General features: G+C 75.9%; 17 protein-coding genes. 7 read left to right on the top strand and 10 right to left on the bottom strand.

Going from position 1 to position 22,278, the window contains the following annotated elements:
* The first annotated feature begins 94 nt into the window (after nt 1-94).
* The 3 genes from BLU95_RS09700 (at nt 95) to BLU95_RS09690 (ending at nt 4,120) form a co-directional block, all read left to right on the top strand.
* On the top strand, nt 95-1,510 hold the full coding sequence (locus tag BLU95_RS09700; RefSeq protein ID WP_093859653.1) for a cytochrome P450: 1,416 nt from the start codon (nt 95-97) through the stop codon (nt 1,508-1,510).
* Nucleotides 1,511-2,347: 837 nt separating this feature from the next.
* Nucleotides 2,348-3,007, top strand: coding sequence for an RNA polymerase sigma factor (locus BLU95_RS09695; RefSeq protein WP_231978497.1), 660 nt, complete (start codon nt 2,348-2,350; stop codon nt 3,005-3,007).
* Nucleotides 3,008-3,052: 45 nt separating this feature from the next.
* Nucleotides 3,053-4,120 carry a hypothetical protein gene (locus BLU95_RS09690; protein ID WP_093859651.1) on the top strand — a complete coding sequence of 356 codons (1,068 nt, stop codon included), beginning with the start codon at nt 3,053-3,055 and terminating at the stop codon, nt 4,118-4,120.
* Between the two features lie 253 nt (nt 4,121-4,373).
* On the opposite strand, the gene BLU95_RS09685 is transcribed toward BLU95_RS09690, so the two are convergent.
* On the bottom strand, nt 4,374-5,813 hold the full coding sequence (locus BLU95_RS09685) for a cation:dicarboxylate symporter family transporter (protein WP_093859650.1): 1,440 nt from the start codon (nt 5,811-5,813) through the stop codon (nt 4,374-4,376).
* Between the two features lie 308 nt (nt 5,814-6,121).
* Between BLU95_RS09685 and BLU95_RS09680 the strand changes: the two genes are divergently transcribed.
* Both BLU95_RS09680 and BLU95_RS09675 read left to right on the top strand, forming a co-directional pair.
* Nucleotides 6,122-7,921, top strand: a complete 1,800-nt coding sequence (locus tag BLU95_RS09680; RefSeq protein WP_093859649.1) for a sensor histidine kinase — start codon at nt 6,122-6,124, stop codon at nt 7,919-7,921.
* A gap of 77 nt (nt 7,922-7,998) precedes the next feature.
* On the top strand, nt 7,999-8,754 hold the full coding sequence (locus tag BLU95_RS09675) for a response regulator (protein ID WP_093864755.1): 756 nt from the start codon (nt 7,999-8,001) through the stop codon (nt 8,752-8,754).
* 7 nt (nt 8,755-8,761) lie between these two features.
* Here the strand turns inward: BLU95_RS09675 and BLU95_RS09670 are convergent, their stop codons facing one another.
* Nucleotides 8,762-9,127 carry a PH domain-containing protein gene (locus BLU95_RS09670; protein ID WP_093859648.1) on the bottom strand — a complete coding sequence of 122 codons (366 nt, stop codon included), beginning with the start codon at nt 9,125-9,127 and terminating at the stop codon, nt 8,762-8,764.
* Nucleotides 9,128-9,267: 140 nt separating this feature from the next.
* On the bottom strand, nt 9,268-9,927 hold the full coding sequence (locus tag BLU95_RS09665) for a class I SAM-dependent methyltransferase (protein WP_093859647.1): 660 nt from the start codon (nt 9,925-9,927) through the stop codon (nt 9,268-9,270).
* Nucleotides 9,928-10,211: 284 nt separating this feature from the next.
* On the opposite strand from BLU95_RS09665, the gene BLU95_RS09660 reads away from it, so the two are divergent.
* Complete coding sequence (locus BLU95_RS09660) at nt 10,212-11,522, top strand: diaminobutyrate--2-oxoglutarate transaminase family protein (RefSeq protein WP_093864754.1); 1,311 nt, start codon at nt 10,212-10,214, stop codon at nt 11,520-11,522.
* Complete coding sequence (locus tag BLU95_RS09655) at nt 11,519-13,165, top strand: pyridoxal phosphate-dependent decarboxylase family protein (RefSeq protein ID WP_353653552.1); 1,647 nt, start codon at nt 11,519-11,521, stop codon at nt 13,163-13,165. The genes BLU95_RS09660 and BLU95_RS09655 overlap by 4 nt, the downstream gene beginning before the upstream one ends.
* Nucleotides 13,166-13,178: 13 nt before the next feature.
* Here the strand turns inward: BLU95_RS09655 and BLU95_RS09650 are convergent, their stop codons facing one another.
* The 7 genes from BLU95_RS09650 to BLU95_RS09620 form a co-directional block, all read right to left on the bottom strand.
* Nucleotides 13,179-13,796, bottom strand: a complete 618-nt coding sequence (locus BLU95_RS09650) for a hypothetical protein (RefSeq protein ID WP_093859646.1) — start codon at nt 13,794-13,796, stop codon at nt 13,179-13,181.
* Between the two features lie 8 nt (nt 13,797-13,804).
* Nucleotides 13,805-14,602, bottom strand: coding sequence for an inositol monophosphatase family protein (locus BLU95_RS09645; protein ID WP_231978719.1), 798 nt, complete (start codon nt 14,600-14,602; stop codon nt 13,805-13,807).
* Nucleotides 14,603-14,798: 196 nt separating this feature from the next.
* Nucleotides 14,799-16,034 (bottom strand): type III PLP-dependent enzyme, encoded by a 1,236-nt coding sequence (locus BLU95_RS09640; RefSeq protein ID WP_093859644.1) that lies wholly within the window; start codon nt 16,032-16,034, stop codon nt 14,799-14,801.
* The gene (locus tag BLU95_RS09635; protein WP_093859643.1) at nt 16,031-17,812 is read right to left on the bottom strand and encodes an IucA/IucC family protein; all 1,782 of its coding nucleotides are present in this window, start codon (nt 17,810-17,812) and stop codon (nt 16,031-16,033) included. The genes BLU95_RS09640 and BLU95_RS09635 overlap by 4 nt, the downstream gene beginning before the upstream one ends.
* On the bottom strand, nt 17,809-19,143 hold the full coding sequence (locus BLU95_RS09630) for an MFS transporter (RefSeq protein WP_231978496.1): 1,335 nt from the start codon (nt 19,141-19,143) through the stop codon (nt 17,809-17,811). Before BLU95_RS09630 ends, BLU95_RS09635 begins: the two co-directional genes overlap by 4 nt.
* Nucleotides 19,140-21,017: an IucA/IucC family protein gene (locus BLU95_RS09625; protein ID WP_093859642.1), complete on the bottom strand. Its 1,878-nt coding sequence runs from the start codon at nt 21,015-21,017 to the stop codon at nt 19,140-19,142. Before BLU95_RS09625 ends, BLU95_RS09630 begins: the two co-directional genes overlap by 4 nt.
* On the bottom strand, nt 21,014-22,246 hold the full coding sequence (locus BLU95_RS09620) for an ATP-grasp domain-containing protein (protein ID WP_093859641.1): 1,233 nt from the start codon (nt 22,244-22,246) through the stop codon (nt 21,014-21,016). The genes BLU95_RS09625 and BLU95_RS09620 overlap by 4 nt, the downstream gene beginning before the upstream one ends.
* Between the last annotated feature and the right edge of the window lie 32 nt (nt 22,247-22,278).

Raw genomic sequence — 22,278 nt, 5'->3', positions numbered from 1 at the left:
GACGGAACGGGGGCATGACCGGCCGGTCGCGCGGTCGGGGGCGGGGAGCCCGACCGGGGGCGGGACCGGTGAGGCGCACGACCGAGGAGGGGACATGTCGCTGACCGCCGCGACGACCAGCACCACCGGTACCGCCGCCACCATCACCCGGATACCCGGACCGCCCGGACTCCCGCTCGTGGGATCGCTGCTCGACCTGACCCGGCGCCCGCTGCGGACGTACCTCGACGCCCGCCGCGACTACGGCGACGTCGTCCGCTTCACCGCCGGGCCCCCCGGACTGCGCGCCGAGTTCTACGCGGTGTTCTCCCCGGAGGGTGCACACCAGGTGCTCGGCAGCGAGGCGGCCAACTTCCGCAAGGACAACAGCTTCTACGACGAACTGCGGACCAGCCTCGGCAACGGCCTGCTGACCAGCCAGGACGGCGACTACCACCGCCAGCGCCGGCTGATCCAGCCGCTGTTCACCCGGCGCCGGGTGGACGGCTACGCGGCGGCGGTCGGACAGGAGTGCGCGGTGCTCGCCGACCGCTGGCGGGTGGCGCCCGGCGGCGTGGTGGACGTCGCCGAGGAGATGTCGCGGTTCGCGCTGCGCACGGTGTCCCGGATCCTGTTCGGCGCGGACGTGGAGGCGGCGGTGCGGGTGGTGCACCACAGCTTCCCGGTGCTCGGCGAGTTCGTCCTCGAACGCGGCTTCGCGCCGGTGAAGGTGCCCCGCGGCTGGCCGACGCCCGCCAACCGGCGCGCCGCCGGCGCGCAGCGAGACCTGTACGCGGTGTGCGACCGGATCATCGGCGAGCGGGCGGTGCGGCGGGCGGCGGGCGTGGCCGACGCCGCCGGTCCGGACGACCTGCTGGAGCTGCTGACCCGGGCCCGGGGGGAGGACGGGGAGCGGCTCGACCCGGCCGAACTGCGCGACCAGGTACTGATCTTCCTGCTCGCCGGGCACGAGACCACGGCGACCTCGCTCGCCTTCGCGCTGTTCCTGCTGGCCAAGCACCCCGAGCAGCGGCGCCGGGCCCGCGAGGAGGCGGACGCCGTCCTGGCCGGCCGGGCGCCGGTGGCGGCCGACCTGGAGGCACTGCCCTACCTCACCCGGGTGATGAAGGAGGCGATGCGGCTCTACCCGGCCGCCTCGCAGATGGGGCGCCGCTCGGTGGCCGAGTCGGTGATCGACGGGTACGTGGTGCCCGCCGGTGCCCAGGTCATCCTCGCGCCGTGGGTCACCCACCGGCACCCGGACCACTGGGAGCAGCCGGACCGGTTCGACCCGGACCGCTTCCTGCCCGAGCTGGAGAAGGAGCGGCACCGGTACGCCTGGTACCCCTTCGGGGGCGGGCCGAGGGCCTGCATAGGGCAGCACTTCTCGATGCTGGAGTCGGTGCTGGCACTGGGCGCGCTGCTGCGGGACTTCGAGTTCGAGGCGGTGGACCGCGGTGTCCGGCTGGGCCAGGGCATCACGCTCCAGGTGCGGAGCCCGATGCGGGTCCGGCTGACGCCGCGCGGCTGACGGGGAGCGGCCGGGCCCGCGGGGCTGCCGCGCGAGGGAGCCGGACACGGCGGGCCCGGCCGTGGGCCGCGCCGTCACGGCGGCCGGGCCGGTCGGGGCACACGACCGCAGCATTCGAACACAACGCCCCGGTGCCGCGGGCGGATTCGCGGATCCTCGCGGCCGTCGGGCGGCCGCGCCGATAGCGTCCTGTGCACCCCGGGTCGGAAGCGCACGCACGGACGGCACAAGAAGCACCGTTGCCGCACCACCCCGGCCGCCGCGCGGAGTCCGCCCGGCCCGGGGGCACACCCGCCCGGCCCGGGCGGCCCCGGCTCGCACCTGCCCGGCCCGACGGCGCTCCGGGGAGCGGTGGCCCCGGGAGGTGGCCGCCCGGTGAGGGCGGGCCCGGACAGTGCCCGCCCCGGTGAGCGGCGGGCCCGGCCGTCGGGACTCCGAACGCCACCGCGCCCGCCCGCCGTCCGCGCATCGCCTCCGGGAGGGCCGGAGGCTTCCCAAGGCACTTTGCAAAGTCCTGGCGCACTTTGCAAAGTGCGCCAGGACTTTGCAAAGTGCCGCGGCGTCAGCCGGCTCTGGCTTCGCGTCCCGCACACGAATGGCTGCGAAACGGTGGGACGACGAACTATGATGTGATGTGCGTCACAACGTCATGGCCGGCGGGCCGAAATCCACCGAACGGGCCTTCGGGGTACCGATTTCCGAGGGGGCGGGATGGGAGTCATGGCCGGTTGTCGGGGTGGCGCGGACCCGGACCCGGGTCCGGGTCCGGCCGCGGATCCGGCCGCCGACCCGCTTCCGGCGCCGCGCCCGTCGGTCGAATCCGCGGAATTCGACCGGGTGTTCACGGAGCTGCTGCCGAGGCTCCAGCGCGCCGCGGCCCGCATGCTCGGGGATCCGTTCGGCGCGGGCGATGTCGTCCACGAGGCGTATCTGCGGATCGCCCGGAATCCCTCCCGCTTCCTCGGCCATCCCCGGCCCTACGCCTACGCGTTCACCGCGATGGCGAACGTCGTGCGCGACGAGTGGCGCCGCGACCGCCGTTGGCTGCTCCCCTGTGAGGCGTTGGAGGACGTCGGACCGGTCGGCGGCCTCGCGGCGGTCGCCGGCCGGGGCGCTGGGTACGACGATCCCTCGGGCGGCGGGGTGGCGGAGCTGCAGGCGCACTGGGGGGTGGTGCGGTTGCTGCGCTGTCTGACGGCGAAGCAGGCGCGGGCGGTGGTGCTGGTCGACCTCGACGGGTACAGCCTGGAGGAGGCCGCCGCGCTGCTCGGCGTGCACCGCTCCACCCTGGCGGTCAACCGGCGCCGGGCGCTGGAGCGGTTGCGGGGCATCCTCGAACGGGAGCGCGATTCACTCGCCGGGGTCGGCCGCCCGCCCGGTGACCTCCCGCCCGGCCGTCGGCCGGATTCCGGGCCCGGCCGCCCGGCCGCCCGCCGGTCCGGCCCCCCGCCCGGGCATGTGCCGGGGGCGCGAGCCGGGTCCGACGCACCGGTCTGACGGCATGTCAGCTCAGCCCCGGCCTCGCCCCGTACGCTGCAAATCGTGATCACGTACGAGGAGCATCGGCTCCGCTCCCTGGTGGACGAGGGCCGTTGGATCGAACTGCTGGGCGCCTACCGGCAGGCCCGTGCCGCCGCCGTCGCGCTCGACCTGGCGGGCGACCCGGCGGGCGGCGACCCGGCGGCCGGCGGGTCGGCCGGCGTGGGCCCGGCGGGCGGCCCCGGGGCGGCCGGTGTCCGGGCGGTCGCGGCCGCACAGGGCCGGGCCGGCATCGCCACCGCCGCGCTCGGCCACCTGATCGCGTACGCCGCGCCGCCCGAGGTGGCCGCACGACTGTTCGACACGGACGGCGGGCCCGGCACCGCGGCGGGGGTGGCCGACCACGACGCCGGGCCGCTCTGGGAGGTGCTGGCGACCCGGCACACCTGGCGGCGGCTCGCCCCGCTGCTCGGCCCGCCCCCGGTGCGGCGGCTGGTCGCGCAGACCCGGGTACTGCTGGGCGAGGACCTCTCCCGGGGCGCCGAACCGGACCCCGAGGGGGTGCCGCTGCTGCTCGAGCCCTGGGAGTCGGTGGGGCGGGCCGAGGGCATGCCGGTCCGGGAGTACCTGCGCCAGGGCGGTTCGCGCAGCGCCCTGCTGACGCTGCCCGCCAGCCGGGAGGGGCTGGCCCGGGTGGAGCTGCCCGAACCCGGGATCCGGCTGCCGGGGCAGCCGGCCACCCGGGCGCTGGCGGAGCTGGCCGGCTGGGCGCGGACGGTCTGCGTGCGCGGACCGGCGGCGGGGGCCGCCGCCCAGCTCGCGCCGGGGCCGGCGGTCACCGGCGGGTACCTGCCGTTCGCCCTCGCCTGGCCGGCGCTGGTGCAGGCGGGCATCGCGGACCGCGCGCACGGCGCGGCGCACGGGCGGCTGGCGCTGTGGCGTGTGCTGACCGCGATGACCGGCGCCCAGCGGCCGGAGGCGGCGGACCGGGCAGAGGTCCGCGCCCTGGTCGCCCGGATGCGCTGCTTCACCTGGGACGATCCGGCCGACCGGCTGCGGCACCTGCACCTCGCGCTGGAGGATCCGGCGACTGGGCTGAGCTGGGCGGTCAGCGGCTCCGAGGAGGTCTGAACGGGCCGGTCGCCCCAGGGGTCGGGCCCGAGGGCGGGCGGTCCGGGCCCAGGGGTGCCGGACCCGGCCCAGAGGTCCCGGACCCGGCCCAGGGGTGCCGGACCCGGCCCAGGGGTGCCGGACCCGGGACAGGGGTCCCGGACCCGGCCCGAGGGCCCGGTCGGTGCCGGGGACACGAAGGACCCCTGGTCCGGCGCCTTTTCCGGGGGGTTGGGCGGGGCGCCGGACCAGGGGAGCGGGGGGACGGCGCGGCTCAGGCGGCCGTCGTCGTGGTCGCCGCGGCAGTGGCCGCAGTGGCGGCCGGGACCGGGACCGGTGCGGGCGGCGCCGTCCCGGCCGGGACGGCGGGCTCCGGCGCCGGGGCGCCGTGCGGGTCGGCGTCCAGCAGCGTCCGCTCGTCGAACGGCACCGCGCCCGCCAGCACCTGCCGGGCCCGCTCGCGGTCGAGCTCCCCGGTCCACTGGCCGATCAGCACGGTGGCGACGGCGTTCCCGGCGAAGTTGGTGAGCGCCCGGGCCTCGGACATGAACCGGTCGATGCCGACGATCAGCCCGACGCCGTCCACCAGGGCCGGCTTGTGGGACTGGAGCCCGCCCGCGAGGGTGGCCAGTCCGGCGCCGGTGACGCCGGCCGCGCCCTTGCTGGCGATCACCATGAAGACCAGCAGCGACAGCTGCTCGCCCACCGACATCGGCTTGTCCATCGCCTCCGAGATGAAGATCGAGGCCATGGTCAGGTAGATCGCGGTGCCGTCCAGGTTGAAGCTGTAGCCGGTCGGGACGGTGATGCCGACCACCGGGCGGCTGACGCCGAGGTGCTCCATCTTGGCGATCAGCCGGGGGAGGGCGCTCTCCGAGGAGGAGGTGGAGAGGATCAGCAGGAACTCGCGGCCGAGGTAGCGCAGCAGGGTGAAGATGTTGACGCCGGCGACCAGGCGCAGCAGGGTGCCGAGCACCACGACCACGAACAGGGCGCAGGTCAGGTAGAAGCCGACCATGATGACGGCGAGGCTCTTCAGTGCGGCGGTGCCGGTGGCGCCGACCACGGCGGCCATCGCCCCGAAGGCGCCGATCGGCGCCACCCACATGATCATCGCCATGACCCGGAAGACCAGCCGCTGCACGTGCTCGATGCCGCGCAGTACGGGGGCGCCGGCCGGGCCCATCGCCTGCAGGGCGAAGCCGGCCAGCAGGGCGATCAGCAGGGTCTGCAGCACCTTGCCCTCGGTGAGGGCGGAGAGCATGGTGGTCGGGATCATCCCGAGCAGGAAGTCGGCGGTGGACTGCGCGCCGCCGGCGGCGGCCTGGGCGTGGCCGGACTTGGCGAGGGCCGCGGTCAGGTGGAGGCCGCCGCCGGGCTCCAGCAGGTTGCCGACCAGCAGGCCGATGCCGAGGGCGACGGTCGACATGGCGAGGAAATAGCCGAGCGCGAGGCCGCCTACCTTGCCGACCTTGGCGGCCTTGGTGACCGAGCCGATGCCGAGCACGATGGTGCAGAAGATGACCGGGCTGATCATCATCTTGATGAGGTTGACGAATCCCGTGCCGACGGGCTTCAGCTCCACCGCGAAGTCCGGTGCCGCCAGGCCCACCGCGACGCCCGCGACGACCGCCGCGATCACGGCGAGATAGAGGACGTGGGTGCGGTCCTTCGGTCTGGCGCCCGCGGCGGCCGCCGCTCCGGTGATCGACATCTGTGGCTCCTTCGCCCTGCTGTGCCCGGCACCGCGTGCGCCGTGGGGGGTTGCGCCCACGAACAGGCGCCCGTCAAGGGGGGTCCGCGACGGGTGCGTGTCCGTGGGCGTGCGCATGGGTCCGCCCTCGTGGAGGGTGTGCCCATGGGGGGTGCGCCGGCCCGCGGTCCCGGGGGCCCGGGTGGTGGGCCGCTCCGACTATGGCGTCCGGGCGTGACGCGGGTCACGTTTGCGTTCATAGAGTTCACATCGCCGCGGGCTCCGTACCCCGGTCCGCACCGGCGGGGCCGTGGTGCACACTGACAGGCATGTCCGCGCGTACCCCTCTCCCGCCGCGCCGGCTGGTGCGCAGCCTGGCCGGACAGCTCTTCGTCGTCCAAGTGGTCATCGTCGCCGCCGTGGTCGCGGGCGGGGCGGTGCTCGCCTACCTGTTCACCGCCGGGCGGGCCGACGACGCGGCCCGCCGCCAGGTCACCGCCGTCGCCCGCGCCGTCGCCGACTCGCCGACCGTTCGCGAGGCCGCCGGCGCACCCGACCCGACGGCCGTGCTCCAGCCCTACGCCGAGCGGGTGCGGGTCGACACCGGGGTCTCCTTCGTCACCGTGATGGACACCGCCGGCATCCGCTGGACCCACCCGCTGCCCGAGCAGATCGGGCGGCCCTTCCTCGGGCACATCGACTGGGCGCTCGCCGGGGAGACCCGCAGCGAGACCTACACCGGCACGCTCGGGTCCTCGGTGCGGGTGGTCACCCCGGTGCTGGACGAGCGGCACCGGGTGGTGGCGCTGGTCAGCGCCGGCATCACGGTGCAGTCCATCTCGGCGCAGCTGCGCGGCCCGCTGCTCGCGCTGGTGGGGGTCGCCGGGGCCGCGCTGGCCGTCGGCGGGATCGGCACCTACCTCGCCAACTCCCGGCTGCGGCGGCACACCCACGGCATGGGACCGGCCGAGCTCAGCCACCTCTACGAGTACCACCAGGCCACCCTGCACGCCGTCCGGGAGGGGCTGGTCCTGCTCGACCGGGACCACCGGGTGGTGCTCTGCAACGACGCGGCGCGCGAACTCCTGGGCCTGGAGGGGCCGGTGGAGGGCCGACCGGTCGACGGGCTGGGGCTGCCGGACGCCCTGCTGGCGGCGGTCTCCGGGGACGCGCCGGTCCGGGACGAGGTCCATCTGACCGCCGAGCGGGTGGTGGTGCTCAACACCTCCACCATCGGCACCGGGCTCGGCCGGGTCCTCACCCTCCGCGACCACACCGAACTCCAGGCGCTGAGCGGTGAACTGGACTCCGTGCGCGGTTTCACCGAGGCGCTCGGCGCGCAGGCGCACGAGGCCGCCAACCGGCTGCACGCCGTCGTCTCGCTGATCGAACTCGGCCGTCACCGGGAGGCGGTGGAGTTCGCCACCGCCGAACTGGCCCTCGCCCAGCGGCTCACCGACCGGGTGGTGGCCGCCGTCGGCGAACCGGTGCTGGCCGCCCTGCTGCTGGGCAAGGCCGCCCAGGCGGCCGAACGGGGGGTGGAGTTGACGCTCACACCGGACAGTTCGATCGACGACGGTGTGCTGCCGCCGCGGCTGACCGCCCGCGACCTCATCACCGTCCTCGGCAATCTGATCGACAACGCCGTGGACGCCGCGATCACCGGCGCGGCCGCGAACCCCGGACCCCCGGAGGTCACCGTCACCGCCCGGATCGACGGGGACCACCTGCTGCTGCGGGTCGCCGACACCGGGGCCGGCATCGACCCGGGCGCGGTCGACGACGTGTTCCGGCGCGGGTGGAGCACCAAGCAGGACGGCCGCGCGGGCGGGAACGGCGCCGGCAACGGCGGGACCGAGCAAGGGAGCGAGCAAGGGAACGGCCGAGGGGCCGAGCAGGCGAACGGCCGGGAGAACGGCAACGGGACCGGCGGCAGCGTCGGCCACGGCCACGGCCACGGCCACGGGCGCGGACTCGGGCTCGCCCTGGTCGCCCAGGCCGCCCGGCGCAACGGCGGCACCGTCGCGGTCGGCCGGGAGCGCGGTGCGGTGCTCACCGTCCGGCTCCCGCTCGACCGCCCGGCGCGCGAGGGCGCGGGGGAGCACCGGCGCGTGGCGGTGGCCCCGTGAGCCGCGACACCGGTCGGGCCGGGGGCCCCGAACGGACCGCGGGCGCCGAACGGTCCGGGGGCGCCGAACGGGCCGAGATCTCCGTCCTGGTGGTCGAGGACGACCCGGTGGCCGCCGCCGCCCACACCCTCTACGTGGGGCGCGAGCCGGGATTCCGGGCGGTCGGCACCGTGCACGGCTGCGCGGAGGCACTGCGCTTCCTCGAGCGGGCCCGGGCCGCCGGGCGCCCCGTCGACCTGCTGCTGCTCGACCTCTACCTGCCCGACGGGCACGGCCTGCAGCTCTGCGGCACCCTGCGGGCGGCCGGGCACACCACCGACGTCATCGCGGTCACCTCGGCCCGCGACCTCGCGATGGTCCGCCGCGCCGTGTCCGCCGGTGTCGTCCAGTACCTGCTGAAGCCGTTCGCGGCCGCCGCGCTGCACGACCGCCTGGAGCGCTACGCCCGCTACCGGGACACCCTCGCGCGGACCGGTCCGGCCACCGGGCAGGACGAGGTCGACCAGGCGCTCGCGCTGTTGCGGATGCCCGAACGCACCGCCCTGCCGAAGGGGTTGAGCGCTCCGACGCTGGACACCGTGGCCGGGGTGCTGCGCGCGGACCGTACCGGCCTCTCGGCCGGCGCTGCGGGTACGGCGGCCGGTGTCTCGCGGATCACCGCCCGCCGCTACCTGGAGCACCTGGTGGACACCGGCCTCGCCGTCCGGGAGCCCCGTTACGGCACGGTCGGCCGGCCGGAGCTCTGCTACCGCTGGACGGGCGGCTCCGGCGGCTCCGGCGGCTCCGGCGGCTCCAGTGGCTCCGGCGGCCCCGGTGGGGCGGACGCTCCGTGAGGTGGGGTCAGCGGGCCACGAACTGGGTGAGCAGGGCCTGCACCTCGTAGATGTCGACGCCCTTGGTGAAGTTCTTGGATATCGGCAGCGCGGCGCCCGAGACCCAGATCTTCAGCTCGGCGTCCAGGTCGAAGCTGCCCGCGGTCTCCACGGCGAAGTGGGTGATCGAACGGTAGGGGATCGAGTGGTACTCGGTCTTCTTGCCGGTGATGCCCTGCTTGTCGACCAGGATCAGGCGGCGGTCGGTGAACAGGAAGGCGTCGCGGACCAGCTGGTAGGCGGCGTGGACCTGCTCGCCCTGGCCGAACAGCCGGGCGAACTCCTTCTGGGCCTCGGCGTTGTCGATCCGGTGCGCGTTGCCGAAGAGTGCCATGCGGGATTCCTTCGCTCGGGCACCCGGTGCGGGTGCGTACGGAGCCCGAGTCTGACACGTCGGTGATCATGGCCGCGGGTCACCCCTGCCCCTGCCCCCGCGCCCGCCCGGGACCGGGGCCCGGGGCGGGCCCGGCCCGGTCAGTGCTCCGCGCGCTCGGCGAGGGCGAGGTAGCGGTCGTCGGTGTCCGCGAAGGCCACGAGGCGCCAGCCGGTGGCATCGAGCAGGGGGCGGAGGTTGGGTTCGGCCCGGAGGTCGTCCGGGGTGAGGGGGCGGCCGTGGCGGGCGGCGAGGGCGGCGCGGCCCACGGGGTGGAACAGTGCCAGCCGGGCGCCGGGCCGGCCGACCCGGGCGAACTCCCGCAGGGCCTGGGCCGGGTCCGGCAGGTGGGAGACCAGTCCGGCCGCGAACACGGCGTCCAGCGCGGCGTCGGGCAGCGGGAGCCGGGCGCAGTCCGCGAGCAGCAGGGCGGCTGTGCCGGGATGCCGGGCGGCGGCCTCGGCCAGCATCTCGGGCGTGACGTCGGCGCCGAACACCCGCCCGGCCGGGCCGACCGCGGCGCGCAGCGGCGGCAGGGCGCGGCCGGTGCCGCAGCCCGCGTCGAGCACCGAGTCGCCGGGGCGCAGGGCGAGTTCGGCGATCGCGGCGGCGTATCGCGGGCCGTCGTCCGGGAACTTGGCGTCCCAGCCGGCGGCGCGGACGCCGAAGAACTCCCGGGTGCGGGCGAGTCCGGCGGCACGGCCGGCCGGGGTGTCGTCGTCGGCGGGGGTGGCGGAGCCGTTCCGGGGCGAGGGTGGCATGCGGCGAGGGTAGCGCGCCAGCCTCGGCCGGAGGCCGTGACCTCCGGCCGGTCCGGTCGTTGAGGGAGTGGGCCGACTGTCACTCGCAAGGGTGGTTCCGGCGCCCCCGGACGGATCAGGGCAGGTCAGACAAGTAAGGTTAGGCTCACCTAATTTTCTGGGAGTCCGCCTTGACGCTCGCCGCTGAGCCCGCCACCGGTCCGACCGTCCCCCGTGCCGCCGCCGTTCCCGCGCCGGGCCCGGCGCCCGCGCCCGCCGCCGGGGCGGCGTCCGGGCCGAGCGCCGTGCTGCGCCGCCAGCGCCTGCGCGAGTCCGCCGCCCGCACCTACGCGCGCTCGTTCCCGATCGTCCCCGTGCGCGCCAGCGGCATGACCGTCGAGGGCGCCGACGGCCGCCGCTACCTCGACTGCCTCTCCGGCGCCGGCACCCTGGCGCTCGGCCACAACCACCCCGTGGTGCTGGCGGCGATCCGCCGCACCCTCGACAGCGGCGCCCCCCTCCACCTGCTCGACCTCGCGACCGCCGAGAAGGACGACTTCACCACCGCCCTGTTCGAGAGCCTGCCGCCCGCCTTCGCCGACGGGGCGCGGGTGCACTTCTGCGGCCCCGCCGGGACCGACGCCGTCGAGGCCGCGCTCAAGCTGATGCAGACCGCGACCGGCCGTTCCGGCGCGCTCGCCTTCACCGGCGCCTATCACGGCATGACCGCCGGATCCCTGGCGCTCACCGGCAACGTCGCCGTCAAGGAGCCGCTGCCCGGCGGTGGCGAGGTCGTCCGGCTGCCCTACCCCTACGGCTACCGCTGCCCGTTCGGGGTCGGCGGGGAGGCGGGGGCCGAACTGTCGGCCACCTACGTCGAACGACTGCTCGACGACCCGGCCGGCGGCGTCGTCCCGCCCGCCGCGATGGTCCTGGAGGCCGTGCAGGGCGAGGGCGGTGTCGTTCCAGCGCCGGACGACTGGCTGCGCACCATGCGCCGGATCACCGCCGAGCGCCGCATCCCGCTGATCGTCGACGAGGTGCAGACCGGTGTGGGCCGCACCGGTGCGATGTGGGCGGTCGAGCACAGCGGGATCGTGCCCGACGCGATGGTGCTCTCCAAGGCGATCGGCGGCAGCCTCCCGCTCGCCGTCGTCGTCTACCGGGAGGAGTACGACGGCTGGCGGCCCGGCGCCCACACCGGCACCTTCCGCGGCAACACGCTGGCGATGGCGGCCGGAGCCGCCACCCTGCGCTACGTCGCCGCCAACGGGCTGGCCGAACGGGCGGCGGTGGTCGGCGACCGGATGGTCGCACGGCTGCGCGCGCTGGCCGGGGAACTCCCCGCGATCGGCGACGTGCGCGGCCGCGGGCTGATGATCGGCGTCGAACTCGTCGACCCGGCCGCGGAGCCGGACGCCTGCGGGGCCCGCCCGGCCGCCCCCGGACTCGCCGTCCGGGTCCGCGAGGCCTGCCTGGAACGCGGGCTGATCGTCGAACTCGGCGGGCGGCACGACGCCGTCCTGCGGCTGCTGCCCCCGCTCACCATCACGGACGAGCAGACGGCCGCGGTGCTGGACCGGCTCGCGGACGCCGTCGCGGCGGCCTCCGCGTGAGCGGCGGCCCGGGGGAGGGGCCCGAGGGCGGTACCGAGGGCGGTACCGGGGAGGGGCCCGGGGGCGGGGCCGGCACCGGGGCGGGTGCCGGGGCAGGGCCGGGCCGCGGCGCTTCCTGGCCGGACCCGGCCGAGGGGGCCGACGCACCGCTCGACGCCCTCTCCGGCGGCGTCGGCGGACCGGCAGCGCTCGGCCCGCTGCTCGCCACCGTCCTCGACGCGCTGGAGACCGGAGCCACCCGGCGCGGCGGCCCGCTGCCGGCCGGCCGCCCCGGCGACCTCGCCGCCCTGGTCGACCGGGCACTCGCCGCCGCCGAGGGCCCCGACGCCCTCGCCCGCCTCACCGAACTGCTCGCCCACGGCGCCGCCGACCCCGCCGACCCGTTCTGCGCCGCCCACCTGCACTGCCCGCCGCTCGCCGTGGCCGCCGCCGCCGACCTCGCCGTCAGCGCCCTCAACCCCTCCCAGGACTCCTGGGACCAGGCCCCCGCGGCGACGGCACTGGAGACCGCGGTGCTGGCCGAACTCGCCGCCCTGGTCGGCTACGACCCCGCCCGGGCCGCCGGCGTGGTCACCTCCGGCGGCACCGAGTCCAACCTCATGGGCCTCATGCTCGCCCGCGACCAGAAGCTCGACGGCATCGTCGAACTCGACGGGCTCCTCGGCCTGCCCGCCGGCGTCCGGCCCCGGATCTTCGCCTCCCGGGCCGCGCACTTCTCGGTCCAGCGGGCGGCCGCCCTGCTCGGCCTCGGCGAACGCGCCGTCGTCCCGGTCGACGTCGACCGCGACCTGAGGATGGACCCGGCGGCGCTCGAACGCGCCCTCTCCGAGGCCAGTTGGGCCGGACACACCCCCGTCGCGGTAGTCGCCACCGCCGGCACCACCGACACCGGAGCCGTCGACCCGCTGCCCGCCGTCGCCGAGCTCGCCGCCCGCTACGACGCCTGGCTGCACGTCGACGCCGCGTACGGCGGCGGCGCCCTGCTCTCCGACCGGCTCGCCCCCCTGCTCGACGGCATCGAACGAGCCGACTCCGTCTCGCTGGACTGGCACAAGCTCGGCTGGCAGCCCGCCGCCGCCGGGGTCTTCCTGGTGCGCCACGCCGAGAACTACGTCTCGCTCGCCCGCCGGGCCGTCTACCTCAACCCGGCCGACGACGAACAGGCCGGCTACCCCAGCCTGTTGGGACTCTCCCTGCGCACCACCCGGCGGCCGGACGCCTTCAAACTCGCCGTCACCCTGCGCACCCTCGGCCGGGCCGGACTCGGCCGGCTCGTCGACGCCTGCCACGACCTCGCGCGGTCCGCCGCCGACGCGGTCCGGGCCGAACCGGAACTGGAACTGCACGCCGAACCCGTGCTGACCGCCCTGCTGTTCCGCTACCGGCCGGCGGCCGGGCCGGGCTCCTCGCAGTCCGGCCCCGACCCGGCCGCGCTGGACCGGGTCAACGCCGAACTGCGGCGCGAACTGCTGCGCGGCGGACGGGCCGTGGTCGGTCGGACCGAACTGCCCGGCGAGGGCCCCGGCCGGGTCCGGCTCAAGCTGACGCTGCTCAACCCGCACACCACCACCGAGGAGGTGGCCGGACTGATCGCCGAGGTCGTCCGTGCGGGCCGGGAGACCTGGCGGTGGGTCGGGCGGTAGTACGGCCGCCGGGTCAGACGGCTCCGGTGGGGGTGGGCACGGCCGCCCGCAGGTGGTAGTCCACCTCCACCGAGACGGCGGGCTCCTCGGCCCTGCCCCGGACGGTGAGTTCGTGGTTGCCGGGCGCCAGCGGGTCCAGCCGCACCCACAGGCCGCACGACCAGGTGTTCTCGGAGCCGGTGGCGGTCGCCCCGAAGGCGTTGCCGGCGACGGAGTACAGCTGGATCCGGGTTGCGCCGAGCGGCTCGGCCCTCAGCGGGACGCCGTCCAGCGTGGCGCTGCCCTGGGCCCGGTCCATGAAGACCGTGCAGTCTGCGGCCTCGCCGACCATGGTCACCAGCGGGAACAGCACCGGCAGCCCGACGGGGACGGCGCAGGTCCGCCCGACCGGGCCCCCGCCGGTCGTTCCGGCCAGGTACCAGATGTCCTCGTGCTGGCGCTCACCGCACCACCGGCCGTCCCGGTCGAGCACCGGGCTGCGGTTCGCCTCGCTGCCCGACGCCCAGTTCCACCAGCCGTACTGCACCTCCGCCGAGGTCAGCGAGTGCACCGCGAGCGGCGGGCTCGGCGACTCCGACGGCTCCTCGGCCGGCGCGGGCGGGGCCGACGGCGCGAACCGGGCGCGAACCACGGTGCGGACTACGGAGCGAAGAGGATCTCGCGGCACCGCTCCCAGGTGGCCGGGTCGGCCGCGACGAGCAGGCCGTCCGTGCCGCCCGGGGCCTCGGGGTGGTAGGGGGTGCCGTCGAGACGGGCGGCGCGGCCGCCGGACTCGGCCACCAGGAGGGAGCCGGGGGCGTGGTCCCAGGGCAGGGTGCGCCAGTAGAGCACGAAGTCCGTGTTGCCGTCGGCGACTTCGGGGTACTCGATGCCGGCGGCGTGGCGCCCGTCGGTCAGGCCGCCGAAGGCGGTGGCGTTGGACTCGATCAGCCGGCGGCGGGCCGGGTCCAGGAACCGGCTCTTCACCGAGCCGCGCCAGGTGGCCGGATCGTCGCCGGCGGGCGTGCGGGTCAGCCGGTGGCCGTCGCGCCAGGCGCCGGAGCCCAGTTCGGCGGTGTAGGTGGTGTCGGTGGCCGGCTGCCGGATCCAGGCGGCGACGGTCCGGCCGTCGCGCACCAGGGAGACCATCACCGCGTAGTCGGGGCGGCCGGCGACGAAGTTGGCGGTGCCGTCGACGGGGTCGACGAGCCAGACGGCCGCTTCGGCGTGCAGGGCCCGGGCGAGCGCCGGGTCGGCGGCCACCGCCTCCTCACCGACCACCGGGACGGGCAGCAGCTCGCGCAGCCGCCGCGAGATGATCAGCTCGGCCTCGCGGTCGGCGACGGTGACCACCTCGCCGGGGGCCTTCTCCATCACCTCGCCGGAGGCCAGCGCCCGGAACCGGGGCTCCACCGCCTCGGCCGAGGCCTCGGCGATGATCTCCGCCACCTTCTCCATCAGCACGTGCGCGCTCCCTTCGCTGCTACCACCTTCGCACGCCAGTGCGGTTCCGGTGCACGGAGGGCGGCCGCCGACGGCCGGCGGACGGCGGACCCGGGTGTCCGGTCCCCGCCGTCCGTCGGCCGTCCGCCGCGCGTCGGCCGCTCTCCGCCGTTCCGTCCGACGCCGGCGGCCGACCCTCGGCGGCCTCCCGTCAGTGCTGCTCCGCCGGGCCGTCCAGATGGTGGAAGCCCGGGCGGGGGTGCATCAGGAACTCGTGGTGCGAGATGTTCCAGGCGTACGCCCCGGCCAGGTCGAAGAGCACCCGGTCACCCGCGCGGAGGCGGGCGGCGGCCGGGGCCGCGTGGGCGAGCACGTCCTTGGGGGTGCAGAGCTGGCCGGTCAAAGTGGCCCGGCCGGTGGTCACGGCGGGCCGCTCCCACGGATGGGGCCACTCCTCGACCCGCAGGGTGCCGAACGGCTGGCTGTGGCCCCGGGTGGCCGGGGTCCGCAGGTGGTGGGTGCCGCCGCGGACGACCACGAAGTCTTCGCCGTGGCTGCGCTTCACGTCCAGCACCTCGGTCGCGTACCAGCCGCAGTACGCGGTGAGCGCCCGGCCCGGCTCGATCCGCAGGACCGGGCCGGGGTGGCGGTCCAGCAGCTTCCCGAGGCCCTCGCCGAACGTGGTCCAGTCGAACCGGGCGTCCGGGTCGGCGTAGTCGACGGCCATGCCGCCGCCCACGTTGACCTCCTCCAGCGCGAAGGCGTGCCGCTCGGCCGAACGGGTGGACCAGCCGACGATCTGCTCCGCCAGCGCCAGCTGTTCGGACGCGGCCAGCCCGCTCGCCAGATGGGCGTGCACACCGCGCAGCCGCAGCTGCCGCCGGACCGGGGCCAGCGGGCCGACCGGCTCGGTGAGCAGCCGCATCGCCGCCTCGGCGCGGTCCGGGTCCAGCCCGAACGGGGTCGGGCGCCCGCCCATCGCCAGCGCGACCGAGTCCAGCGCACCGGCCCCGACCGGCAGGTTCACCCGCAGCAGCACGTCCACGGTCGCGTCCGGCCGGTCGGCCAGCACGGCGGCCAGCCGGTACAGCTCCTGTTCGCTCTCGACGTGCCAGCGGTGCACACCGGCGTCCACGGCGGCGGCGATCTCGGCGGGCGTCTTGCCCGGCCCGCCGAAGGCCAGCCGGGCGTCCGGGACGGCCGCCCGGACGTGTGCCAGTTCGCCTCCGCTGGAGACCTCGTAGCCGTCCACGGCCCCGCCCAGGGCGGCCAGCACCGGGGCCTCGGGGTTGGCCTTGGCCGCGTAGTACAGCTCGACCCGCTCCGGCAGGGCGGCCCGGACGGCGGCGGCGTGCGTCCGCAGGGCCGCCAGGTCGTAGACGTAGGCGGGCAGTTGTTCCGGGTCCAGCTCCGCGACGTGGCGGCGGACGGCGTCGGTGGCGGTCATCGGGTCCTTCCGGCGGCGACGGGCGGGGCCTGGACGGGCTGCGGGATCCGGGCGGTAGGTGGGAGGGGGGCCGAGGGCGGTCCGGGTACGGCCGACGCGGCGGCGCCGTGGGCGGCCTCCGCCAGCACGGAGCGGGCCAGCGGCGAGGCCATCCGGACGTAGCCGGCCGCGCGGTCGGCCTTGCGCTCCCAGCGGGTGAGCAGGTTGGCCTTGCCGGGCAGCGGCACGCCGGCCAGCAGTGCGCGCAGCCGGGGCGGGCGGCCGTGCTCCGCCGCGTACTCCTCCAGGACGCGGCGGACCGCCTCCCAGAGCGCGCCCTCCGCCGCCGGGTGCAGGTCGGCGACGGCGGCCAGCAGTTCGGCCACGTGGTTGACCAGCAGGCAGTAGACCACCCGGTCCCAGCCGCGCTCGGCGTCGTAGGCCATCGGCCCGGCGACCTCGGGCGGCAGTGCGGCGAGCAGTTCGGCGTGCCGCTCGGGGACGAGCTTCGTCCCCTCGAGGTCGCGGAAGAGCACCTGGGCCGGGCGGCCGGACGCGTCCACGCCGATCAGGACGTTCTGCAGGTGCGGTTCGAGCACCACGCCGTGGTCGAAGAAGGCGGACAGCACCGGCGGGAGCAGCAGGCGCAGGTAGGCCGTCCACCAGTCGAGCGCCCGGGCCGGGTCGGCCGGGTCGGACAGCAGCCGGGAGATGTGCGCCGAGCTGGTCGGGTACTCGTCGGCGACGGCGGCGGCCAGCAGCGGGGTGAGGTCGGGGCGCAGCGAGGCGCCGAGGCCCTCGCGGACGATCAGGCCGAATCCCTCGTAGAGCGCCCGGTCGGGCCGGCCGTCCGCGCCGGGCAGGGCGAGCGTGCGGAACGCCGGCTCGCGCAGCACGGCGGCGTCCGGGAACCGTTCGGCCAGGTCGGCCAGGACCGGGGCGAGCAGTCGGGTGAGGGTGACCGCGCCGGTCAGCTCGTAGGCGGCGTTCTTGCGCAGGCAGTTGGTGATCCGCACATTGAGGCTGAACTTGAGGAACGCGCCCGCGCCGTACAGGGTCCGGACCGAGGCGGTGGCCGCGAACGGGGTGCCGCCGGGGCCGAGGTCGATGATGTCGCCGCGCTCCAGTGCCCCGCGCAACAGCGGGTGGTCGCCGATGAGTTCGTACTGCCAGGGGTGGGCGGGCAGCAGCCGGTAGCCGTCCGGGACGGCGCCGAGGCTGTCCAGCAGGGCGGTCGCGGCCGGGTCGGCGGAGGCCTCGGCGATCAGCTCCTGCCGTACCGCGAGGTGGCGCAGCGGGAATTCGGCGCGGGCCTCGGGGGCGTAGTCGCGCCAGTCGCCGCGTTCGGCGGAGCGGGACTTGGGCGCGGGGTGGAACCGGTGCCCGAACAGCAGGGCCTGCTCGGACTCCAGGTAGCGGTTGGGGCCGGGCGCGGGGCGGCCGGCCAGGGCGGTGGAGACCGCGGTGTGGCTGGAGGAGAGCTGGCCGAGGAACTCCTCGTTGACCGTTCCGGTGCGCAGTTCCAGCTCGCCCTGGATCTGGCGGGCGAGCTCGTGCCAGTCCAGCTCGCGCCAGCCGCCGCGGTGTTCCTCCTCCACCGGTCCGGTGAAGCGGTGTGCGCCGATCAGCGAGGTACGGCGCAGCGCCACCCGGAGCAGGGTGCCGCGCCGGGGGAGGCGGATCAGCAGGCGGCCGCCGGTGACGGCGGTCTGGTGTTCGGGTGCGGACACCTCGCGCAGCAGGCAGTTGAGCAGGGTATGGACCACGGCATGGTCGGCGGTGGGCAGTTGGTGCGTCATGAGCGACTCCAACGCTGGCGGGAGTGGGAGGAGAGTGCGGTGGCCGCGACGGCGGCCAGGAGTGCGGCGGCGGTGCCGACCAGCACGGGGGAGGTGGTGCCGAACCGGCCGTTGACCAGCGCCGCGACGGCGCCGGCGGCCACGGCGCCGCCCTTGGAGACGAATTCGAGCGAGCCGAACAGTCGTCCGGGTGCCCGGCCGCGGCAGGCCTCGGCGGCGAGCACCGAGAGGCAGACCAGGCCGAGGGTGATTCCGGCGCCGAGCAGCAGTCGGACGGCGACGAAGGCCGGCAGCGAGTCTGCCACGGCGTGCCCGGCGAGGCCGAGCGCGACGAAGCCGAAGCCGAGCGCGATGCCGGTGTGCGGGCGGTGCAGGAAGGCGGTGTGGGTGCGGGCCGCGAACGCCAGGTAGCACAGGTGGGGCAGGGCGAACAGCACACCGGTGGTGGTGCCGGAGACCCCGGGGAGGCGTTCCTCGGCCAGGGCTATCAGATAGGGGAAGGAGATGATCGTGGCGAAGACGAAGGCGAACTCCAGGCCGTAGAGGACGCGCAGGGGTGTGCGGCTCTTCGGCCCGGTGGCGGTGGCGCTCGTCGGCGTGGCCGCGGTCGCGGCCGTCCCGCCGTCGCCGCCGGTCAGGTCGGCGGGGTCGACGGCGGGGCCGATGGCGGGGTCGGAGGCGGTCTCGGCCACGGACTCGGCCCCGTCCCCGGTTCTCGTCCCGGCCCGGCCCGGTTCGGGCAGCAGGGAGAGGAACACCGCTGCGGTCAGCGGCAGTACGGCCATCAGCAGGTACTGCCGGTGCGGGTCGATCCACGGTGACAGCAGGCCGACCAGGACCGGTGCCGCCACCAGCGCGGCCCGTGCGCTGCCCTGCATCAGGGTGAGTGCCCGGGACAGTCGGGCGCCGTCGAGGGCGGCGGCGAGATAGCCGTTGGTCGCGGCGAAGGTGCCGCCGAGGAAGCCCTGGAGCACCAGCGCGAGGGTGAACGCGGGCAGCGAGTCGGCGGCTCCGGCCAGCAGGAAGGAGACGGCGAGGCCGAGTTGGGCGCGCAGCAGCAGTCGCTTGCGGCCGTACCGGTCGGCGAGCCGCCCCCACAGCGGGGCACCGAGGGCGCTGAACACGGTGGGCACGATGTACAGCACGCCCGCCCAGTGGCCGTCCTGGTCGCCGAGTCCGGGCAGGATCGTGGTCAGGTAGGGCGGCAGGCCGAGGGCGGCGAAGGAGGCGACGAAGTAGCAGGCGGCCACGGCGTGCACCTGGCGCCGGCCGAGTCCACCGGGTGCGGCGGTGTCGTGTTCGGACTGCCGGGGCAGTGCGTCGACGGTCACTGCCCGGGGCCTGGCTCGGCGGCGTAACTCCGGTACGGAAGAAGGTAGTTCGGTCCGTCGGTGTAGTGCTTGTTGATGTCGGCGGCGCCCGAGCGCCGCTTGCTGAGCAGGGTGCCGGCGGTGACCATCGCCTTGACCGGGAGCCGTTCGGCGTCGAGCAGGGCGGCGCGCAGCGGTTCGGCGGCCGCTCCGGTCCGCTCGACGGCCTCGGTCAGCCGCTTGCGCAGCAGGGCGAGCAGCTCGTCGAGTCCGGCCCGGCCCTGGGCGGCGAGGCCGAAGGCGAGCGAGCCGGTGCACAGGTGGCCGGTGATGGTGGTGAACAGGTCGGTGAGCCGCCGGTCGTCGTCGCCGAAGATCCGGGCGTCGTCGAACTCCGCACGGGCGGGGGCGTGTTCGCCGAGGGAGGCGGTCATGCGTCCGCTGTGGACGCGCGGACCGTCGTCGTCCTTGTAGAGCAGGCGCAGGCCGCCGTCCCGGTCGAGGACGAGCGAGGTGTTCTGCTGGTGGGACTCCAGGGCGATGCCGTGGCCGAACAGCGTGGTCTGCCAGTCGAGCAGCAGCTCCAGCAGGGCGTCGTAGAGGGCGACCGGGTCGCCGCCGTGGAACCGGTCGGCGAGCCGGTCGACGACCAGGCGTCCGGCGCCGGCCCCCGCGACCGGTGCCGGTGCCGGGGCGAGCAGCGCGGCCAGCGGGACGGTCACGGACCGCTCCAGCCCCTGCGGGTAGCGGCGCAGCAGCACCGCCAGCAGTTCGTGTCCGGCGTGGGCCCAGGTCTGCTCGTCGGCGTGCAGGATCCGCCCGGCGAAGCGGGGTTCGCGCGCCAGCACGGCCTCGACCAGCCGCTGTCCGGCGGCGCCGTCGACCAGTGTGCCGGGCTTGATGGTGCGGCGGTTGAGCCGGCCGAGGGTGGCGGTGGCGAGCGGCAGCTTCAGATGGTGGAGCGGGTCCTCGGCGACCGCGACCGTGCGCATCGAGAGGGTCGGGACGACGGTCAGGTAGGGGCGTTCGGCGAGTACGGCGCGGCCGTCCAGGCCGGTGGCGCGCAGGGCTTCGTCCAGGGCCGGGCCGACGGTCAGCGGGTGGACCGGCAGGGTCTCCCAGGCGGCGTCGCCACCGGGCAGGTCGAGGCCGAGCCAGCTCGGGGTGGGCCACCAGCGCGGCAGCGGGCGGTCGCCGTGCCGGGCGAGCGTGCCGGTCGGCAGGGCGAGCCAGCGAAGTTCGAAGGCGGGGTGGAACTCCGGTGCGTGCGCGCGCAGTTCGTGCTCGTCGAGGCCGGAGCGGCCGCGCGAAGTCGGGTAGACCGGGTGGTCGAGGAAGGCGGCCAGGGTGTCGTGGCCGAGCGCGGCGGCGGGGCCGGTCCAGTCGGCCGGGTCGGCGCCGTAGAGGTCGGTGAGCGCGGTGTGCACCTCGGTGCGCACCCGCTCGTGCAGTTCCACGGTGGCGAGGGTCTGGCGGCACTCCTCGGCGAACGCGGTCCAGCCGGGCCGGTCCTCGGCGTCGGCGCGGGCGGCCAGCGCCGTCAGCGCGGCGTCCAGCTCCTCGACCGGGAGGCCGTCGACCTCGACCAGCGGCAGGCGCGCGCCGTACTCGCTCTGGAAGCCCTCGGCGGCGACGGGGACGGCGATGCCGTGCTCGGCGGCCATCAGCCAGGCGCCGTCGGCCCGGTGCTCGACCGTGCCGCGGGTGCGCAGTCCGAGCACGTCCTCGCGGACCAGGGCGGACAGGACCCGGAGGGTGAGCAGGCCGGCGGGGGAGTCGGCACCAGTTGTGGCGCCGCCTGCAGTTGTGGCGCCGCCAGCAGTTGTGGCGCCGACAGTAGGGGCGGTGCCGGCGGCAACTGCGGCGCCGGCGGCAGGCGGGGTGGCTGCGCTCACGGGGTGATCTCCCAGCGGTTGGCGGCCACGAACCGGGCCACGGCGGCGTCGACGGCGGCCTGCTCGGGGCCGACCGCCCAGATCACGCCCAGATAGTCCCGGTTGGTGCGGTAGTGCTCGTGCCGTTCGCCGACCGGGCGCAGCGGCCGGTAGGCGAGCCGGACTCCGTCGGCGTCCTCGTCGTGCGGCCCGGGGGCGGCGGTGAGGGTGCCGGCCCGGTCGGCGCAGACCACCTCGTTGCGGGCGCGCAGCCGGGTGGCGGCGCAGCGTTCGCCGAGGTCGGCGGGGAGTTCGAGGCCGAGGTGGGCGGCGAGGATGTGCTCGAACAGCGGGATGCCGAGGATCTCGGCCAGCATGAGGTCGCACTGGTCGCCGATGGCGCGGTAGTTGACTTCGATGATCCTGGCCCGGCCGTCCGGCTGGACGACGAACTCGGTGTGGCAGGCGCCGAGTCCGACCCCGAGCGCGTCCAGCTGGGCAAGGACCTGGGCGACCGCGGCGGAGGGGTGCGCGGGGACGAACTCCAGCATCTCCTCGACGAAGTCCGGCGGCGGGGAGAGTCTGGTCCGGAACCCGCCGAGGACGTGCCGGCGGTGACCGTCGCCCAGTGTCTCCAGGGTGCACAGCTGCCCCTCCAGGAACTCCTCGACGACGAGGGCGGCGCCGGGGCGCCGGTGCTGGATCTCCCCTGCGCGCCGGACCAGTTCCTCGATGTCGGCGACCAGCGAGACGTCCTCGCTGGCGACACCCTCACGCGGTTTGACCACGACGGGGAAGGGCAGGTCCGCCGTGCGCAGTGCGGACGGGTCCTGCTCCGGGGCGAGTTCGACCGAGCGGACGGCGTCGAGGCCGGCGGCGGCGAGGTGCCGGCGGAGCTGGCCCTTGTTCTTGGCCCGGAGGGTGGCCTTCCAGTCCTTGGCCGGGAGGCCGAAGTAGTCGGCGGTGAGCGCGGTCTGGGTCTGCAGGTGGTCGCTGTTGCTGAAGACGGCGAACGGCGCGTCGGCGGTACCGGTGGCCCGGAGCCGGGAGATCAGCCCGATCACCTCGCGGAAGTCCTGGACGTCGCACTCGGTCACGTCCGGTGCGAACTTCTTCCCGGCGTAGGCGAGTCGGTGGGCCTCGGCGTGGTCGGTGAGGACGGTGACGGCGAGGCCGAGGCGGGCGGCGGCCGGGAGGAACCCGTCGGTCACCGAGTCGGTCGGATTGAGGGCGAGCAGGTAGAGGCGCATGGCAGGGCGGGTCCTCTCCGGGGGGCGGGCGA

The organism is Streptomyces sp. TLI_053 (assembly GCF_900105395.1).
In the GTDB taxonomy this organism is placed as follows: domain Bacteria; phylum Actinomycetota; class Actinomycetes; order Streptomycetales; family Streptomycetaceae; genus Kitasatospora.
Note: the sequence above shows the minus strand (reverse complement) of the source record. Positions and strands in the feature narration are given on the sequence as shown.

Excerpts from the sequence above, each read along its gene's own strand:
- BLU95_RS09665 (WP_093859647.1), bottom strand. The coding sequence starts at position 9,927 with ATGCCACCCTCGCCCCGGAACGGCTCCGCCACCCCCGCCGACGACGAC.
- BLU95_RS09645 (WP_231978719.1), bottom strand. The coding sequence starts at position 14,602 with ATGGAGAAGGTGGCGGAGATCATCGCCGAGGCCTCGGCCGAGGCGGTG.
- BLU95_RS09685 (WP_093859650.1), bottom strand. The coding sequence starts at position 5,813 with ATGTCGATCACCGGAGCGGCGGCCGCCGCGGGCGCCAGACCGAAGGAC.
- BLU95_RS09635 (WP_093859643.1), bottom strand. The coding sequence starts at position 17,812 with ATGACGCACCAACTGCCCACCGCCGACCATGCCGTGGTCCATACCCTG.
- BLU95_RS09700 (WP_093859653.1), top strand. The coding sequence starts at position 95 with ATGTCGCTGACCGCCGCGACGACCAGCACCACCGGTACCGCCGCCACC.
- BLU95_RS09670 (WP_093859648.1), bottom strand. The coding sequence starts at position 9,127 with ATGGCACTCTTCGGCAACGCGCACCGGATCGACAACGCCGAGGCCCAG.
- BLU95_RS09640 (WP_093859644.1), bottom strand. The coding sequence starts at position 16,034 with ATGACCGCCACCGACGCCGTCCGCCGCCACGTCGCGGAGCTGGACCCG.
- BLU95_RS09620 (WP_093859641.1), bottom strand. The coding sequence starts at position 22,246 with ATGCGCCTCTACCTGCTCGCCCTCAATCCGACCGACTCGGTGACCGAC.
- BLU95_RS09680 (WP_093859649.1), top strand. The coding sequence starts at position 6,122 with ATGTCCGCGCGTACCCCTCTCCCGCCGCGCCGGCTGGTGCGCAGCCTG.